We start from the raw sequence: 16,644 nt of genomic DNA on the forward strand, positions 1-16,644 counted from the left end.
GCGGACAAGGGATCAGGGCACCGTCGTCGGCAGGCGATCGAGCGCATACGAGGTGATCGCGATCAACGCGTTCTTCGCCGAATCACGTTGCCGTGCATCGACACTGATGATCGGGACACTCGGCGACAGGGATAGGGCCTCGCGCAGTTCCTCGACGGCATACGTCGGGGCATTCTCGAATTCGTTGACGGCGATCAGGAACGGCAGGTTGCGTGCCTCGAAGAAGTCGACGGCAGCGAAGCTTTCCTCGAGCCTGCGGGTGTCGACCAGCACCAGGGCACCGATTGCGCCACACACCAAGTCGTCCCACATGAACCAGAACCGGCGTTGGCCCGGCGTGCCGAAGAGGTACAGAACCAGGTCATCGGCAATCGTGATCCGGCCGAAATCCATTGCCACCGTGGTGCTCTCCTTACCAGGGATCACCTCGAGGTCGTCGTGTCCATCTGATGCCGTCGTGACGAGGGCCTCGGTGCGCAACGGCACGATCTCCGACACCGCGCCGACGAACGTCGTCTTGCCGACGCCGAAGCCGCCGGCAATCACGATCTTCGTCGACGCCGCACCTCTGGAGTCAGAGTGCACGTAAGCCATCCAAGGTCCTTTCGATCAGCCGGCGCCGTTCCGAATCGGTCGAACGGTCGGTCAGCGTGGCGTGCACACGAAGATGACCGCTCTCCACCAGGTCCCCCACCAGCACCCGGGTCACGCCGATCGGCAGAGCGGCGTAGGAGGAGATCTCGGCGATCGATGGCCGGTCACCGCACAACTCGACGATCACAGTGCGGATATCGCCTGGCGCCCAATCGAGCTCGCCGCTCGAGACCAGAGTCTCCACCGCCATCTCGATCGGCAGCTCGATCCGGGCGCGGGTTCGTCCGCCCGTGAGCGTGTACGGCCGGGCGCGATTGGGTGATCGTTTCGTCTCTGGCGTGTCCATGGCGAGCGTCATCAAACTCCCTGCGTCGCGCGCGGCGTCGCTTGTACGGCCTCGCCGACCCGGTCGACGAGCAGCGCCATCTCGTATCCGACCTGCCCGACATCGCATGAGATCGACGCCAGCGCAGCGAGATACGATCCGTTGCCGACGTCCATCAACAGCAGGTAGCCATCGTCCATCTCAACGAGCGACTGGCGGACCTTGCCGGCCTCGAACAACCGGGCGGCACCGTTCGCCAGGCTCGACAATCCCGACGTCACGGCTGCCAGTTGGTCCGCGCGATCAGCAGGCAGAAGCGCGCTCGACGCCATCAGCAGACCGTCGGCCGACACGAGAATCGCGTGTGACACGCCTGGCACGTCACGGACGAAGTTGGACACGAACCAGTCGAGGCCGCGGGTGGTCGCAGGGGCTGAGCCATCTGACCGACCGTGCCGTTGGGTGCCGTCGTTCATTCGTCTCCTTCGATACGGCGGTGTGCTGCATTGTTTTCAGCCCGTCCGTTGCGTACACCGGCCAGCGCTCGGCTCAGCATGTCGCCAACCGCCGCTGGATCGCGCCCCACGTCGGCGTCGGCGTCGGAACCAGTTCTGGCCTGGCCCGGCACCAGCCGTGCGCCGCGTTCCCTGATCGGCAACCCGGCCTCGGTGTGCCGCTGCGATTTCTGCTCTGTCGCGTTCGCGGCGGCGGCCCAGCCGGCGTCGGCAGCTGTGGCCCACGTCCGGTTGCGTGTTTCGAGCGCGGTCGGATCCATCAGCCATTCGGAAACCATCCGCTCGAAGATCGGCGAATCCTCGGCCTCGACGGTCGACTTCGCAGGTTCGGCGTCTGGCGTGGACGGCGACGGCGGCGCCTCGCGCGTTGACCGATTGATGAAGTAGGCAAACGGATTCGACGTCGACTGGCGTGTCTGCTCCTGTTCGGATGCTGCCACCGGCTCCGCGACGCCGTTGACACCGCTTGCACCGGGCGACCGCTTCGGGAGGCCGTTGCGCGACGACGCATCTGATCCGTTTGTCGGTGTGGCCGGTTCGATCGCGAGCCCACGCTCCGGTATCCGCCGGTGCTCAACGACCGGTAGCGGCACGTCGCCGAACGAACCGGCGAGCGGGTCGTCGAACGCATCGACGATTTCGGCAGGCGGGGCAATCAGCGCGCCGGGTAGGTACACGCTCGCCGTCACACCGGGCTCACGATTCAACCCGTCGGTGGTGCGGAGCCGAACTATCGCCTCCTGGCGTCGAGCAAGTCGGCCGACGACGAAAAGTCCCATCCGCTTGGCGGTTTCGGAGGTCACCTCACCGCCGAGCGCGAGCCGTTCGTTCGCCGCGCGCAAGTCCTCGGCGGACATGCCGAGTCCTCGATCGGCCACCTCGACCAGGATGCCGGCGTCAACCGCGCGTGAGACCGTCACCGATACCGACGATTCGGGCGGCGAGTACCGCAACGCATTGTCGAGCAACTCGGCGATCAGGTGGCCGACGTCACCCGCTGCCGTGCCGACGATCGAGACGTCGCCGGCAGGGCCGAGAGTGACCCGACGGTACTCCTCGACCTCCGACATCGCGGCGCGCAGCACCTCCGGCAGCGGCACCGGCGCCGATCGGCGGTGCCGTTCCACCGTGTCGGCAAGCACCAGCAGATTGTCTCCGTTGCGGCGCATCCTCGTGACGAGGTGATCGAGCCGAAACAGATGATCGAGCCGGACCGGATCGTCTTCGTCGCGCTCGAGTGTCTCGATCAGCACCAGCTGCTCTTCTACGAGGGATCGGCTTCGGCGGGACAGGGTTTCGAACATCTCGCCGATCTGCAGGCGGACGCCGTGCTCGCCTGCCAGGCGGACGGCTTGGAAGTGGATGTCGTCGATCGCGCGCGCCAGCTGCCCCACCTCTTCATTCGTGTGCACCGGCAGCGCCGTGATCTCCGGCACACCACCCCCCTTACTGAGTCGATCGATCTCCTCGGGCAGCTGGACCTGCGCGACCTCCAGCGCGCCGCGTCGTAGACCGCCGATCGATCGGATGAGCGATCGGCCGACCCCGAGCGCAACGACGAGTGCGGTCAACACCGCACCCAGGATGATCGCGGTGTCGCGGAGGGCCGCGGACTGCGCGGCGTTGGCCCTGGCATGCACCGTCCGTTCGAGATCGGACGAAAGTTGTTGCACCATGGCGTGATATTGGTCGACGCTAGCCTGCATCGCGCCGGTGAACTGCGTCCCGGACACGGATTCGCCCAACGGTGGGGTGTCGGCGTCGCGCCGAACGTCGAATGCCTGGCGGAGCGCCGCGCCTTCACCCGTCGGCGTCAGCTGGGCGAGACGATCGATCGCCGCCGCTTCTGCACCTGCCGCTTCCGCTTCCTTGGTCCGCAGCACGACCGAATCGGCGAAATCCGGCGCGGCGGCCAGCACCCGCTGGGTTGTCACCGCCCGTTGCGCCGCAAGGGCGGTGACGAGCCGGTCCGCGAGCGCCTGTACGGCACCGTCACCAACGGTCGCCATTGTCGTCGCGATCGCCGAGGCGACTCCGGTCGCCACGCTCGCCGCTTGCTCGGCGATCCGTTGCTGCGGCACCGGGCCGGATGCGAGCTCGTCGCGCAACGTCTTCGCCGTCGAGGATGCGGTCGTCAGCGTCGCGGCGACGGTTGGGGCGAACTCCGCGGACGTGGTCCGCGACGCCAGGGCGGTCGCGCTCGCGTCGAACTGTGTGAGCGGTTGCTCGATCGGCGCACCCGAGGCGGCGGCGTATGCGAGACCGTCGAGCCGATCGGCGAACTCGACCGCAGGTGTCACGATCACGGCGTCGTCCGACGCGACACTCAACCGCGACGCCGCCGAGAGTTCGTTCTGGATTCGCAGCGCGCCGAATGTCGCAGCGAGCAGGACGGGGAGCACCATGATCGCCGCGACCTTCCATCGCAACGGCCAGCCTACGAACGACGCCCGCGACACGGTCGGATGCGCGTGTTCGACGACGGTCGGACCATTGGCCTCCATGCCGTACCACCCTCCGCCGGATCAATTGACGTTCGAGTAGAAATCCGGCCAACCGCGAATGGTAGAGGAGTTATAACGATTGTGCATCGACGCGGTTAACCAGCAACCTCACCAGCGTCGCCAAACCCGCAGGTACCACGTTGTTCGTCTCGAGGGACTCACCAGTCGTCCTCGTCGGTGGCAAACTGGGCCCCCTTGCGCACTCCGCCTCGGACCGCGCCGTTCAGCGCGACCGGCGCAGGAAGTCATCGGCGACAGACCGCAACCTTGCCGATCATGGGGCCGAACGTCAGCCCTGTACTTGCAAGGCCTGAAGTCTTTCCCTCGCCAGCGCCGCTTGACTGGCGAACTCCGCGGCGGCTTGCTCTGCCGACTGGGTCAAATCGTCTTCAGGATCACCGTCCGACCGCTGCCCGCGACCGGAAAGTTGCTTCAGACGCGCCTGTTGGCGAACAGTCTGGGCATGGTGGCCAGAGGATTCCGCAACCCGGTCAAGCAACGTCGAGAGCCGCTGCTGGGCATGCTGTTTGGCGATCCGGTCGCCGACGGGATCACGTGGTGCGACATCTTGGTGTAGACCCGCTCTTGCGACGGGAAGATCGACTGCGATGGTGGCGAGTAAGACGCCGACTTCGTCACGCTGAACACGCACCAACTCCGGGTGCTCGAGAACCTTGCGCAGTCGCAGCGCATTATCCCGAATCTGCTCAAAGCGCCGGCGGAGTTCGGCGGTGAACCAGTCGGCGCCAAGCGCCCCTTCCCACGTGATGTACAGCCGACGAATCAGATCCTCCGTGAATCGCTTCGTGTCCCTGCGTAGCTCGGGTGTTTCGCGGCCGCGGTTGCCAAGGCCCATCCACTGTTCGAGGAGCTCGTCCAACCGCTCTTCGGAGATGTTGTCGAAGTAGCGGACCGTGCGTTTGTCGTCGGCGTACTCAGCTGCCTTCTCGTCCTTGCCGGCGAACACACGTTTGATGCGGTTCTCGACCGGTGTCAGGACCGCTTTCTTGGTCAGCTCGATGACAAATGCCGTGGCGACGGGTCATCGGCGGTTCGCACCAACGTCGCGCCGAGCTCGCGTGCTGGGCCAACTCGAACTGCTCCGCGTGTCGATCGAGCAGCGCCAGCGTCGTCTGCGCGCTCGCGGCTAGTTCGTGTGCCGTGACCGGCACGGCTGCTGCACCGGCTGATTGCGCGCGCTCCGTCACCATACGTCGGTGCGAAGCTGAGTGTTACGCGGAAAAGGCCAGTACCTGCGTCGACCCTGGCCAGTGCTCGTAGGATTGCTGTGAAGCTTATCTTTCAATAGATTCTGGAATCAACCGCAGCGCAACGTGTTTCAAACCTTGAGGAAATGTAGGAGGTTTGCTGGATACTGCACTGTGATTTAGATATACCTATCGTCAGGCTGCCGTGTTTCCCGCGGGGGTTGGGGCCAGGTGCTCACTGGCGGTTGAATGGGTGGTTGAAAGATCACGCCCGCTGCCGCTTCGCGGCGCAGGCCCCAAAGGTTGCTGGCGGAGCACCGGGTGCGTTTGGGCGATAAGGACCGAAGACGGCATCGGCTGCACTACGGTTGCCACGTGAGGAAATTGACAGTGCTGACAATTGGGTTTGCCGTGGGGCTCACCTTTGCTCCGGCAGCGAACGCCGCGCCCATACTGCAGCAGCAAGGCTCAAACTGCGACTCCAATTACTCGGGTGCCTGCGTTCCGATTGCCAGTGATGTCGACTGTGCGAGCGGTAGCGGTAACGGTCCGGCCTATGTTTCGGGTCCTGTGACTGTCGTCGGCGATGACATCTACGGCCTTGATCGAGACGGCAATGGAACTGGGTGCGAATAGAAGCCCGCTGTGGACGCGCTGGACCACTCCGGCCGGAATGTGGACGCGATGTGGACGTGGCCGCTGCGCGGCGGCGAAAGGGCCAGGGCCAGCCTCCGAAGAAACCGGCCCTGACCTGCACGTTCTTCTTGTGGGGCGGGCGGGGCTCGAACCCGCGACCAAGGGATTATGAGTCCCCGGCTCTAACCAACTGAGCTACCGCCCCGATGCGCTGACGCGCGGCCATTATGTTCGCACGGTGGCGTTGCCCCCGACGAAGGCGGTCGGAAGTGCGCTGTGAGTCCGTCCGCAAAGCCTGAGGTTGACGCGTGGGAGCGCTAGCTTGATCACGTGAACAAGCAGACCGTCGCGTTGCTGTTGGCCGCGTGGTGCGCATTGGTCATCGCGCCTGCCTGGGTGGTCGTCGCACTGTTCACCGGCGCGGACGCCGACGCCAACGTCACGGGTCCGATCTTCGTCATCTGGATCGTCGGCTATCTGCTGCAGCTCGGCGTGTTCATGGCCGCCGCACGCAAGGCTTCCGGAAACAGCATCGTCGGGTGGGTGCTCGCGTCGATCGTGCCGTGGATCGCGGACTGGTCGGCGCCGGTCGCGGCGTGGGGACCCGCGGTGTGCGGGATCATCGTCGTCGCCTACGCCGTGTGGCTCTACTCGCGTTTGGCGCGTAGTGACGATCTGCAGCACAACGGAATTCCGGCGGTCGGTACCGTCCTGGAGGTCAAGAAGCCGATCATGAACTTGATCATCAACAGCGTGTACATCCGCAGGACGATGATGCTGCGCATCGAACGCTCCGATGGCACACCGCCGTACGAGGCGAAGTACTCGGGCACCTTCATGCTCGGCGAGATCCCAGGGCCGGGCGCGGTGTTCAACCTCCGCGTGGATCCGGCCAACCCCAAGCACTTCGAAACAGTCGACGGGACAACCCCATCCGTGTCGCCACCACCGCCATCGGCGTCAACGTGGTTGCCCCAGAATGATCCCACCGTCGCCGAGCAGTTGCAGCAGCTCGACGACATGCACCGTCGGGGTGCCCTCACCGACGACGAATTCGCAGCGGCCAAGCAACGGGTCCTGCGCGGCTGAGGTCAGCTGTACACCGGCTGGCCGTCCAGCCCGAGCAGGTACCGCTCGGTGCCCTCCTCGATGCGCGGCGCGTCACCGCCGAGGGCAACGGCGATCTTGTTGGTGGCGTTGCGCATGACGTCGAAGGTGATCTCGAGCGCTTCGGCGTCGGAGTAGTGCGCCAGCACCCCCTTCGCGACGTCGTCATCAATCGTTGACGGCGTCCAGATCAGAGCGTCGACGTACCGCAGCGCGGCCTTCTGCCGGTCGTCGAGCAGCGGCGACGTCTCGTAGTTCTCGATGTCGGCGTACATCGACTCGGTGCCGCCGGCATCGAGCGCAGTGCCCTCACGCAGCGACTTGCACAGCCGGCAGTTGTGCTGCACCGCCCCGCGCAGCCGCACCACCTCGGTGGTGACGGGATCCAGTGAACGCAATGCACCGACCGTCGGGGCGTACACGTTGAGCAGCAGGTCGACGGGGTCGGTGTCGCGATCCCAACCGACCGGGTCGACGACGGGCGTGAAGCCGAGGGACGCCAGGCCCGCCTTCACCCGTGGCACGAAGTCCGCGATGAAGATCAGCGCCGTCACCCGAAACGCGTTGCCGCCCATCGCGGAGAAGAACGCCGCCCGCTGCTCGGCACCGATCATCGAGACGTCGACGGCGAACTGCTCGGCGAACGCGGCGAGCGTCGGATCGTCGGCGGCCGCGCCGTCGGTGGCCAGCGCAGGCAGCGACAGCGCCTTCGCGCACGTTTCGCGCACCAGCGCATTGGCCCCGGCGTCCCCGTCCGGAGACAGCGCGATGAGTCGGGTCAGCAGGGCGTAGATCTCGTCGTCCATGCTCGCGATTATTGCGCCTGACTCACGGAGGACATGTGGAAGTCCGGGATTCGCAGCGACGGCATGGCCGCCCGCGTCGCCCAGTCGCCCCATTCGCGGGGCAGATTGACCTCGCTAACCCCGGCCTCCGTGGCGCGACGCAGCAGGTCCAGCGGGCTTTCGTTGAACCGGAAGTTGTTGACCGCCGCGGTGACCTCACCGTCCTCGATCAGGTAGACACCGTCCCGGGTGAGCCCGGTCAGCAGCAGCACGGTCGGGTCGACCGTGCGGATGTACCACAGCGTGGTCAGCAGCAGTCCGCGTTCGGTGCGTGCGATCATGTCGGCCAGGCTCGCCGTGCCCCCGGTCATCAGCAGGTTGTCGGCGGGCACCGTCGTCGGTGTGCCGAAGTCGGCGGCCGCGGCGCGCGGGTACGCGAGCGCATTCACCGCGCCATCGCGGATCCAGTCGACGCGACCGATGTCCATGCCGTTGTCAAAGATCGATATCCGCTCCGACGATCGCGCCACGGCGATGAACGGCGAGCAGTCCAGCCCCGCGGCGGCCGGATCGGAGTACAGCGTCAAACCCAGGTCGGTGAGATTCTCCCCCACCCGCGTGCCGCCGCCCGGCGCCGACAGCGCGGTGCGGCCCTCTTGGGCACCGCGGCCGTCCATGGTCCACGCCAGGTAGATCATCATGTCGGCGACCGTCGACGGCGGCATCAGCGTCTCGTAGCGGCCGGGCTCGAGGTCGATTGTGCGCCGCGACCAGTCCAGCCGAGTCGACAGATCCTCCAGCATGGAATCCGTTGGCACCGAGGCGAAGTCGGCAGTACTGACACCGGCCCAGGCGCTGGCGCCGTCGCGCTTGGCGTTGATCTCCACTGATCCCGTCGGTTGGGTGTAGCGCCGCCGAAGCCCGGTCGAGGTGCCCAGGAAGGTCGTCTCGAGTTCGTGCCGGGCGAAGCCGTAGAGCCGGTCGGTGCCGCGGAACCGGGCCGCCAGAGTCGTTGCGACGCCTCCGAACACGTCGCAACCGGTGACGGGTGCCGCGGCCTCCCAGTCGTCGGGCAGCCCGGACCCCGTGAGCGCGGGTGCACTGTCGCGCGCAGCGGGCGCCGCATTCGCCGCCTCCTGAGAGGCCGCCACCAGGCCGGTGATGGATCCCGGGTCGACCTCGCTGGACGTCACCGACCCCACGTAGGCCTTGTCGCCGCGCCGCACGATCGAGATCACCGCCATCTCGCGGCTGAACGATTCACCGTTGGTGGTCATCGAGTTGCCGGCCCACCGCAGCGACGCAGCCGACTTCTCCGCGACGATCACGATGGTCTCGTCCGCCCGGCCCAAGCGGGCTGCCTCGCTCAGCAGCAACTCGATGACGTCGGGTGCGCTGATCACGAGTCGCGTCCCGACTCGGTGCGGGTGTTGAGGACGTTGATGCCGCGGAACAACGCCGACGGGCAGCCGTGGCTGACCGCGGCGACCTGGCCGGGCTGGGCCTTGCCGCAGTTGAGCGCTCCGCCGAGCCGCCAGGTCGACGGTCCGCCGACGGCCTCCATCGCGCCCCAGAAGTCGGTGGTGGTCGCCTGATAGGCCACATCGCGCAGCTGGCCGTCGATCCGTCCGTCGCGGATCCGGAAGAACCGCTGCCCGGTGAACTGGAAGTTGTACCGCTGCATGTCGATCGACCACGACTTGTCCCCGACGACGTAGATACCGTCGTCGACGCGGCCGATCAGGTCGTCGGTGCTCAGGTCGTCGACGCCGGGTTGCAGCGACACGTTGGCCATCCGCTGGATCGGCACGTGATGCGGCGAGTCGGCGTAGGAGCAGCCGTTGGATCGGGCCTCTCCGAGCCGCGGCGCGAACACCCGATCGAGTTGGTATCCGACGAAGATCCCGTCGCGCACCAGATCCCAGCTCTGCGCGCGCACCCCTTCGTCGTCGAAACCGATGGTGGCCAGTCCGTGCTCGACGGTCCGATCGGCAGTCACGTTCATCACCGGCGAGCCGTAGCGCATGGTGCCCAGCTTGTCGGGGGTGGCGAACGAGGTGCCCGCGTAGGCGGCCTCGTAACCGATGGCGCGGTCGTATTCGGTGGCGTGGCCGATGGATTCGTGGATGGTCAGCCACAGGTTCGACGGGTCGATCACCAGGTCCGTCGGCCCAGCCGTGACGCCGGGGGCCTTGGTCTTCTCGGCCAGCAGCGACGGCAGCTGCGCCAGCTCGGTCGACCAATCCCATACGTCGTCGCCCGCAACGACTTCCCATCCCCGCGCCGTTGGTGGGGCCAGCGTGCGCATGGTCTCGAACGTGCCCTCCGCGGCGTCGACCGCCGTGGCCTCCAACGTCGGCTGGATCCGCACCCGCTGCTGGGTGATCGACGAGCCGAACGTGTCGGCGTAGAACGCCTGCTCCTTGACCGCGTGCAGGCCCGCCGACACGTGGTCGACGCCGTCGGCGGCGAGCAGGCGCCCGGAGTACTCGCCGAGCACCCCGATCTTGTCGGCGACGGGCACCTCGAACGGGTCGATCAGGTAGTCGGACACCCAGGTCGCGTCGGCGTACACCGGCTCGGGTGCCAGCTCGATCCGTTCGGCGTTCAGCGACGCCAGCGTGGTGGCCACCCGGACGGCCCGGCGCGCGGTATCGGCCGCCACCTGCGGGTCGAGCTCGGCGTGCGACGCGAACCCCCACGTGCCGTCGACGATCACCCGCACCGCCAGTCCGATCTCGCGGCTCAGCACGGAGGTCTCCAGCTCACCGTCGCGCAACTGCACGATCTCGGTGGTGATGCGGTGGATCCGCACGTCGGCGTGGCTTGCGCCTGCGGCAATGGCCGCTGACAACGCGGCGTCAGCAAGCGCGCGGCGCGGCAACGCGAGGAAGTCGGCATCGACACGGCGCAGCGCTGTCACGCCTCTACCGTAGTGGCACCGTCGCCGACGGGCGTCGATGGCCTTTAATGGCTGGGTGAAGCGTCGCGCCAGGGCACGGCAGGCCGCGCTGGGATATGCGCTGCTGGCGCCCAGCCTGTTCGGCGTTGTGGCGTTCCTGCTGCTGCCGATGCTCGTCGTGGCTTGGCTGAGCCTTCAGCGCTGGGATCTGTTGGGACCGATCGACTATGTCGGACTGTCCAATTGGCGTTCGGTACTGACCGATTCGTCGTTCGGCACATCGCTGGTGGTGACGGTGATCTTCATCGCGATGGTGGTGCCCGTGCAGACCGCGCTCGGCATGTTCGCAGCGTCGCTGCTGGCCCGCGGGCTGCCGGGCAGCGGGGTGTTCCGCACGTTGTACGTGTTGCCGTGGATCTGCTCGCCGCTGGCGATCGCCGTGCTGTGGCGGTGGATCCTGGCGCCCACCGACGGTGCGATCGGCACCGTGCTTGGCCAGCGCATCGAGTGGCTGACCGATCCGATGCTGGCGTTGCCGGTGGTATCGGCGGTGACCGTCTGGACCAACGTCGGCTACGTGACCTTGTTCTTCCTGGCCGGCATCCTGGCCATTCCCACCGACGTGCAGAACGCGGCCCGCACCGACGGCGCGACGGCGTGGCAACGGTTCCGGTACATCACCCTGCCGATGCTGCGGCCGACGCTGTTCTTCGTGCTTGTCACGGGAATCGTCAGCGCGGCACAGGTTTTCGACACCGTATACGCACTGACGGGCGGCGGCCCCCAGGAGCGCACCGACGTGATCGCCCACCGCATCTACGCCGAGGCGTTCGGGGCGGCTGCGGTGGGGCGGGCCGCGGTGATGGCGATGGTGCTGTTCGTCCTGCTGGTTGGCGTCACCATCGCCCAGCACCTCTACTTCCGGCGGCGGATCAGCTATGACCTCACCTAGCCGCACGATCTCGAACGCGACCGTCTACCTCGGGTTGGCGGTCGGCGCGGTGATCACGCTCGTCCCGTTCGGGTTGGGCCTGCTCACGTCATTCACCTCGGCACGCCAGTTCAACACCGAGTCGCCGCTGTCCTTGCCGGCACCACCGACCCTGGCCAACTACACCGGGTTGGCCGATGCGGGATTCGGCAGGGCACTGGTGGTGACGGCGTTGATGACAGCGGTGATTCTGCTCGGCCAGCTGGCGTTCTCCGTGCTGGCCGCGTATGCCTTTGCGCGCCTGGAGTTCCCCGGCCGCGACGCACTGTTCTGGGTGTACGTCGCGACGCTGATGGTGCCCGCCACGGTCACCGTGGTGCCTCTGTACCTGATGATGGCCGAGGCCGGTCTTCGCAATACGTTCTGGGCGTTGGTGCTCCCCTTCATGTTCGGCTCGCCGTACGCGATCTTCCTGCTCCGTGAGTACTTCCGCACCATCCCCAATGATCTGATCAGGGCAGCCCGCGTCGACGGCGCGAGCACGCTGGACGTCATCGTGCACGTCGTGCTACCCGCCAGCCGCCCCATCCTCGTCACGCTGGGGCTCATCACCGTTGTGACGCAATGGAACAACTTCATGTGGCCGTTGGTGATCACCAGCGGCAGCCAATGGCGGGTGGTGACCGTGGCGACCGCGGGTCTGCAGTCGCGGTACGACGGCCAGTGGACGCTGGTGATGGCGGCGACGACGGTGGCGATCGTGCCGTTGATCGTGGCGTTCGTGGCGCTCGGGCGTCACATCGTGTCGTCGATCGTCGTGACGGGGCTCAAGTGACGGGGCTCAAATGACTTCCAAGAGTCATGCCGCGCGCGGCGGCGACACCGTCGTCGTCAGGCCGAAGTTCTCGACTGTGTTCGCCACGGCGCTGGCCTTGATCTTCGCTGTGCTGATGGTCGCCGCGGTCCTGCTCGGCCACACAGGAGGCTCGGGCGGCCGGACCGTGGTGACGGTTCGGCTGTGGGACGAGCAGGTGGCTGCGGCGTACCGTCAATCGTTCGAGGAGTTCAGCCGCGAGCACCCCGACATCGAGGTCCGCGTCAACGTCGTCGCCTACAAGTCCTACTTCGACACCTTGCGCACCGACGTCGCGGGTGGCGGCGCCGACGATGTGTTCTGGCTGTCGAACGCCTACTTCGCGGGTTACGCCGACAACGGCAGGCTCCTGGACATCGGGCAGACCTTGGGACCAGGTGCGGCCCGAGCGTGGGACCGGTCGGTGGTCACGCAGTTCACCCGCAACGGCGTGCTGTGGGGCGTGCCGCAGCTCACCGACGCAGGCATCGCGGTGTACTTCAACGCCGACCTTCTCGACCAGGCCGGCATCGGCCTCGAGGAACTGCTGCGGTTGCGCTGGTCGCCGGGTGATGGCGATACGCTGCGTGGCCTGCTCGCCCGCCTCACCGTCGATGCCGACGGGAACCGGCCCGGCACACCGGGTTTCGACCCTGGCCGAATCCGGCAGTGGGGCTACAACGCGGCCAACGACCTGCAGGGCATCTACCTCAACTACATCGGTTCGGCCGGTGGGGGGTTCCAGGACGGCGACCGGTTCGCGTTCGACAACGCGGCGGCGCAGCAGGCCTTCCAGTACCTGGTCGGACTCATCAACGACGACCACGTAGCTCCCCCGGCGTCCGACACCAACGACAACGGCGATTTCTCCCGCAATCAGTTCCTGTCCGGCCGGATGGCGCTGTTCCAGTCGGGCACCTACAACCTGGCCGCGATCGCCGATCAGGCCCGGTTCCGGTGGGGCGTGGCGATGCTGCCAGCGGGCCCGACGGGGCGGGTGAGCGTCACCAACGGCATTGCCGCCGCGGGTAATTCGGCGACCACGCATCCCGACGCAGTGCGGGAGGTAATGGCCTGGATGGGCAGCCCTCAGGGCAATCGGTATCTCGGTGTCAGCGGCGCGGCCATCCCTGCGGTGATCGCCGCGCAACCCGCCTACTTCTCGTACTGGGCCGCCCGCGGCGTCGACGTCACCCCGTTCTTCAAGGTGCTCGACGGACCCCACATCCCGGCGCCGGGCGGCCCCGGCTTCGCCGCCGGGTACCAGGCGTTCAAGCCCATCTTCGACGAGATGTTCCTCGGCCGCCGCAGCGTGGCCGACAGCCTGGCCGCCGCGCAGACCGCCGCCAACGCGGCCGCCGAACGCTAGCTCGTCGCCAGCGGGGTGAACACCTCGATGTAGATCGACAGCCCGCACAACGCGAGCACGATCGCGAAGGCCACGGCGTCAGGCCATTTCGGCCGCGACGGCTGCGCCGAGATCTGACCCGCCCCGCCCCTCGCGGTGATCGCGTCACCCATCTCGTCGGCGCGCCGCAATGCCACGGTGATCGCGGCTGCCAGCAGATCGACGAGCTCGGTGGACCACCGGTGCCTGCGGACGGGTCGGGTGACGTCGTCGCGCGGGCGCAGCCTGCGCGCGGCGAACAGGATGCGGAACTCGTCGATCAGCATCGGGAACGCGCGCAGCGCCAGCGCCAGCGCGACCGCCCAGTCGTCAACGGGAAGCCGGAGGCGCCGCAACGGGCGGCCCAACTTCGCGACGGCGGGCGCGATCTCGGCCACGTTGGTCGTCCACGACACCAGCGCGCCGAGTCCCAGCAGGACGATGGAGAGCACCGTGATCCGCAGGAAGTTCAGCGCGCCGCCGAGTCCGACGGTGACCGTCCCGACGGTGAACTCCGGACTGCCGCCTGCAAAGGTGGCGGTCAGGCATCCAAGGAACACCAGACCCCACATCCAGCGCGGCACGGACGGCAGCGCGCCGCGGGACACGTGCGCCAGCCGCGCGGTCACCAGCACCAGCACTGCCACCAACCCGATCGGTATCCAGCCTGGATAGTACGTGAGCAGGACACCGATTCCGGCGACGACGATCAGCTTGGTCCCGGCCCACAGCTGGTGGACGACACTGTTTCCCGGCACCGGCCGCAGCAGAACCACGGGCCTGCGCTGACGTCCGGCGGGCGCCGTCATGACATTCCTCCGGTAGTGGTCGGGGTCGCGGCGATCGCGCCACCGCGCAGATGCAGGGTGCGGGGGCAGAGCTCCTCGAGACCGTGGAAGTCGTGGGAGATCACGACCACCGTCAGGCCCGCGTTGCGGCGCAGATCGACGAGCACCTGCAGCAGGCCGCGTTGACTGGCGGCGTCGAGCCCGGCCAGCGGCTCGTCGAGGATGATCGCGCGTGGCTGGCGGGCAAGCAGACCGGCGAGCACCACGCGCCTCATCTGTCCGCCGCTGAGCTGGTCGATGCGTCGCAACCCCAGCGCCGGATCCAGGCCCACCACGGCCATGGCGCGGACGATCTGGGAGTGGTCGTGGTAGTCGAGCCCTGCGGCCGAGGCGATCTCGAGGTCGACCCGGCCACGCATCAGCTGCAGCCGCGCGGCCTGGAAGGAGATCGCCACGGCCCCAATCTGATCCGATACCGGCTTGCCGTCGAGAAGCGCCGTACCGGTGGTGGGCTCGAGGAGCCCGGCCATGATCCACGCCAACGTCGACTTGCCCGATCCGTTGAGCCCGTGGATAAGCACGCCGTCGCCTTCGTTGACGACCAGGTCGATGTCTTTCAGCGCGGTCGATGCCCACGGCGTTCCGCTGCCGTACTCGTGACCGACGCCGTGCAGCTCGAGAAGCGGTGCGCCGCCGTGGTGTACGGCCACGCTGCCCGTTGGCGCGGGCGCGGTCGCCACCATCTCGACGTTGTCGGCGGTGCCGCCGTTGCCGGTGAGGTTCACCGTCCGGTCGGCGGTGTCAGCTTCGTCGTTGTAGTGGGTGATGTGCATCAGCGACATGTGGTGCCGCTGCGTCAGACCCGAGAGGACGGCGATGAGGTCGTCGCGCCCCTGTTGGTCGACCATGCTGGTGATCTCGTCGGCGATCAGCAGGGAGGGCTCGCGTGCCAACGCGGCCGCAACGGCCAGCCGCTGCAATTCGCCGCCGGACAATCCGCCGGTATCGCGTTCGGCCAACCCGTCGAGACCGACCTCGGCGAGCAGCCGGTGCACGTCGGTCTCGGCGCCCGCCGGCAGTCCCCACACGACGTCGTCGGCGACTCGCGTGCCGAGGACCTGACTCTCGGGGTGCTGCATGACGACCGCGGTGCCGCCCGGCCGGCCGAGGCCGACCACGCCTGGGCGTTCGATGGTGCCCGACGTCGGTGCGCGGCCTGCGAGCAGCAGCATCAGCGTCGTCTTGCCCGAACCGTTGGCACCCGTGATCGCGACGTGTTCGCCGGCCGCCACGTCCAGCGACACCGGGCCGAGCGAGTCGTGGCTGGCCCGGGGATAGCGGAACGTCACGTCGCGCAACCGGGCGGGCAGGGGCGCGGCGGGGCCCGGTCCGTCGGTGACGTCCAGTTTGTGCACGTCGGGGACGCCGAGCAGGCGGGACAGCACCCGCGACAGCGCCCAAAAGCCGATCATCGTGACCATGGTGATGCTGAGTACCGACGAGCCGATGATCAACACCGGCCAGTAGTCGAGGATCGTCGCGAAGTCGCTCTTGAGCCGTAAGGCCAGGGGTTCCAGGCCGGGTATCCGGTTGAGTATTGCGGCCAGGCCGTTGATGTTGGCCCGCATCGAATCGAAGACGAGGTTGCGCAGGCGGCCTAGAACCAAAAGTGCGCCCACGCCGAGCAGACCGAACACCACGCCTGCGCCCACGCCTGCGGCGAATGCCGTCGGGGCGCCCCGGCGGCGGCGCTTGACGATGCCGGTCACCCCGCCAACGTAGGCGCAGTTGAAGACCGTCATGAATCCGCCCATCCCGGCGATGAGGAAGGCGATGACGCCACCTGCGACGGTCGCGGCGATCAGCACCCGCAGCCGGTACCGGTACGCGAGCAGGCCCATCGGGACGGTGCCGAGCACGGACAACCCCGCGGCGAACGGAACGACGACGGCGATGATCGCGGTGGCCGCGGACAGGGCGGCCATGACGGCAGCGTGGGCGAGCTCAGCCGGTTGCAACGAACCGGCATGGCGAGATTCCCCCTCGCCGTTCACACCCATTTCACGATTCTGCCAGTCGTTTCCGAAGAACCCTCTCAGCAGCCTGTGA

General features: G+C 67.3%; 14 protein-coding genes and 1 tRNA gene. 4 read left to right on the top strand and 11 right to left on the bottom strand.

What is annotated here, in order from left to right; translation table 11 throughout:
- Positions 1-12 precede the first annotated feature (12 nt).
- The 6 genes from HNP02_RS18555 to HNP02_RS18580 all read right to left on the bottom strand — a co-directional run bounded on the left by HNP02_RS18555 (position 13) and on the right by HNP02_RS18580 (position 5,987).
- Positions 13-594 (bottom strand): ATP/GTP-binding protein, encoded by a 582-nt coding sequence (locus tag HNP02_RS18555; protein ID WP_184441130.1) that lies wholly within the window; start codon positions 592-594, stop codon positions 13-15.
- Positions 575-952 (bottom strand): DUF742 domain-containing protein, encoded by a 378-nt coding sequence (locus HNP02_RS18560; protein ID WP_375373688.1) that lies wholly within the window; start codon positions 950-952, stop codon positions 575-577. Before HNP02_RS18560 ends, HNP02_RS18555 begins: the two co-directional genes overlap by 20 nt.
- Positions 952-1,395: a roadblock/LC7 domain-containing protein gene (locus HNP02_RS18565; protein WP_184441132.1), complete on the bottom strand. Its 444-nt coding sequence runs from the start codon at positions 1,393-1,395 to the stop codon at positions 952-954. The genes HNP02_RS18560 and HNP02_RS18565 overlap by 1 nt, the downstream gene beginning before the upstream one ends.
- A complete protein-coding gene (locus tag HNP02_RS18570) occupies positions 1,392-3,938 on the bottom strand; it encodes a sensor histidine kinase KdpD (protein ID WP_184441133.1) in 2,547 nt (848 codons plus the stop codon). The genes HNP02_RS18565 and HNP02_RS18570 overlap by 4 nt, the downstream gene beginning before the upstream one ends.
- Positions 3,939-4,227: 289 nt before the next feature.
- The gene (locus HNP02_RS18575) at positions 4,228-4,905 is read right to left on the bottom strand and encodes a hypothetical protein (RefSeq protein WP_184441135.1); all 678 of its coding nucleotides are present in this window, start codon (positions 4,903-4,905) and stop codon (positions 4,228-4,230) included.
- Positions 4,906-5,913: 1,008 nt separating this feature from the next.
- A tRNA-Ile gene (locus HNP02_RS18580) sits at positions 5,914-5,987 on the bottom strand.
- 125 nt (positions 5,988-6,112) lie between these two features.
- On the opposite strand from HNP02_RS18580, the gene HNP02_RS43745 reads away from it, so the two are divergent.
- Positions 6,113-6,871: an SHOCT domain-containing protein gene (locus HNP02_RS43745; protein ID WP_221317740.1), complete on the top strand. Its 759-nt coding sequence runs from the start codon at positions 6,113-6,115 to the stop codon at positions 6,869-6,871.
- 2 nt (positions 6,872-6,873) lie between these two features.
- On the opposite strand, the gene HNP02_RS18590 is transcribed toward HNP02_RS43745, so the two are convergent.
- The 3 genes from HNP02_RS18590 to HNP02_RS18600 are packed head-to-tail and all read right to left on the bottom strand — an operon-like array spanning position 6,874 to position 10,597.
- Positions 6,874-7,695, bottom strand: coding sequence for a carboxymuconolactone decarboxylase family protein (locus HNP02_RS18590; RefSeq protein WP_184441137.1), 822 nt, complete (start codon positions 7,693-7,695; stop codon positions 6,874-6,876).
- A gap of 8 nt (positions 7,696-7,703) precedes the next feature.
- Positions 7,704-9,077: a metallopeptidase TldD-related protein gene (locus HNP02_RS18595; RefSeq protein WP_184441139.1), complete on the bottom strand. Its 1,374-nt coding sequence runs from the start codon at positions 9,075-9,077 to the stop codon at positions 7,704-7,706.
- Positions 9,074-10,597, bottom strand: coding sequence for a TldD/PmbA family protein (locus HNP02_RS18600; RefSeq protein WP_184441141.1), 1,524 nt, complete (start codon positions 10,595-10,597; stop codon positions 9,074-9,076). Before HNP02_RS18600 ends, HNP02_RS18595 begins: the two co-directional genes overlap by 4 nt.
- A gap of 55 nt (positions 10,598-10,652) precedes the next feature.
- Here HNP02_RS18600 and HNP02_RS18605 point away from each other — a divergent pair, with 55 nt between their 5' ends.
- Genes HNP02_RS18605 through HNP02_RS18615 form a run of 3 tightly spaced genes read left to right on the top strand, consistent with a single transcriptional unit; the run spans position 10,653 to position 13,729 of the window.
- Complete coding sequence (locus HNP02_RS18605) at positions 10,653-11,528, top strand: sugar ABC transporter permease (RefSeq protein WP_309241613.1); 876 nt, start codon at positions 10,653-10,655, stop codon at positions 11,526-11,528.
- Complete coding sequence (locus HNP02_RS18610) at positions 11,515-12,342, top strand: carbohydrate ABC transporter permease (protein WP_184441145.1); 828 nt, start codon at positions 11,515-11,517, stop codon at positions 12,340-12,342. The genes HNP02_RS18605 and HNP02_RS18610 overlap by 14 nt, the downstream gene beginning before the upstream one ends.
- A 10-nt stretch (positions 12,343-12,352) precedes the next feature.
- Positions 12,353-13,729 (top strand): sugar ABC transporter substrate-binding protein, encoded by a 1,377-nt coding sequence (locus HNP02_RS18615; RefSeq protein WP_184441147.1) that lies wholly within the window; start codon positions 12,353-12,355, stop codon positions 13,727-13,729.
- On the opposite strand, the gene HNP02_RS18620 is transcribed toward HNP02_RS18615, so the two are convergent.
- Positions 13,726-14,556 carry an energy-coupling factor transporter transmembrane protein EcfT gene (locus HNP02_RS18620; RefSeq protein ID WP_184441149.1) on the bottom strand — a complete coding sequence of 277 codons (831 nt, stop codon included), beginning with the start codon at positions 14,554-14,556 and terminating at the stop codon, positions 13,726-13,728. The two genes, HNP02_RS18615 and HNP02_RS18620, sit on opposite strands and share 4 nt — an antisense overlap.
- A complete protein-coding gene (locus HNP02_RS18625; RefSeq protein ID WP_184441151.1) occupies positions 14,553-16,595 on the bottom strand; it encodes a DUF2232 domain-containing protein in 2,043 nt (680 codons plus the stop codon). The genes HNP02_RS18620 and HNP02_RS18625 overlap by 4 nt, the downstream gene beginning before the upstream one ends.
- Positions 16,596-16,644: the final 49 nt, after the last annotated feature.

It is taken from the genome of Mycobacterium sp. AZCC_0083 (genome assembly GCF_014202335.1).
Lineage (GTDB): Bacteria > Actinomycetota > Actinomycetes > Mycobacteriales > Mycobacteriaceae > Mycobacterium.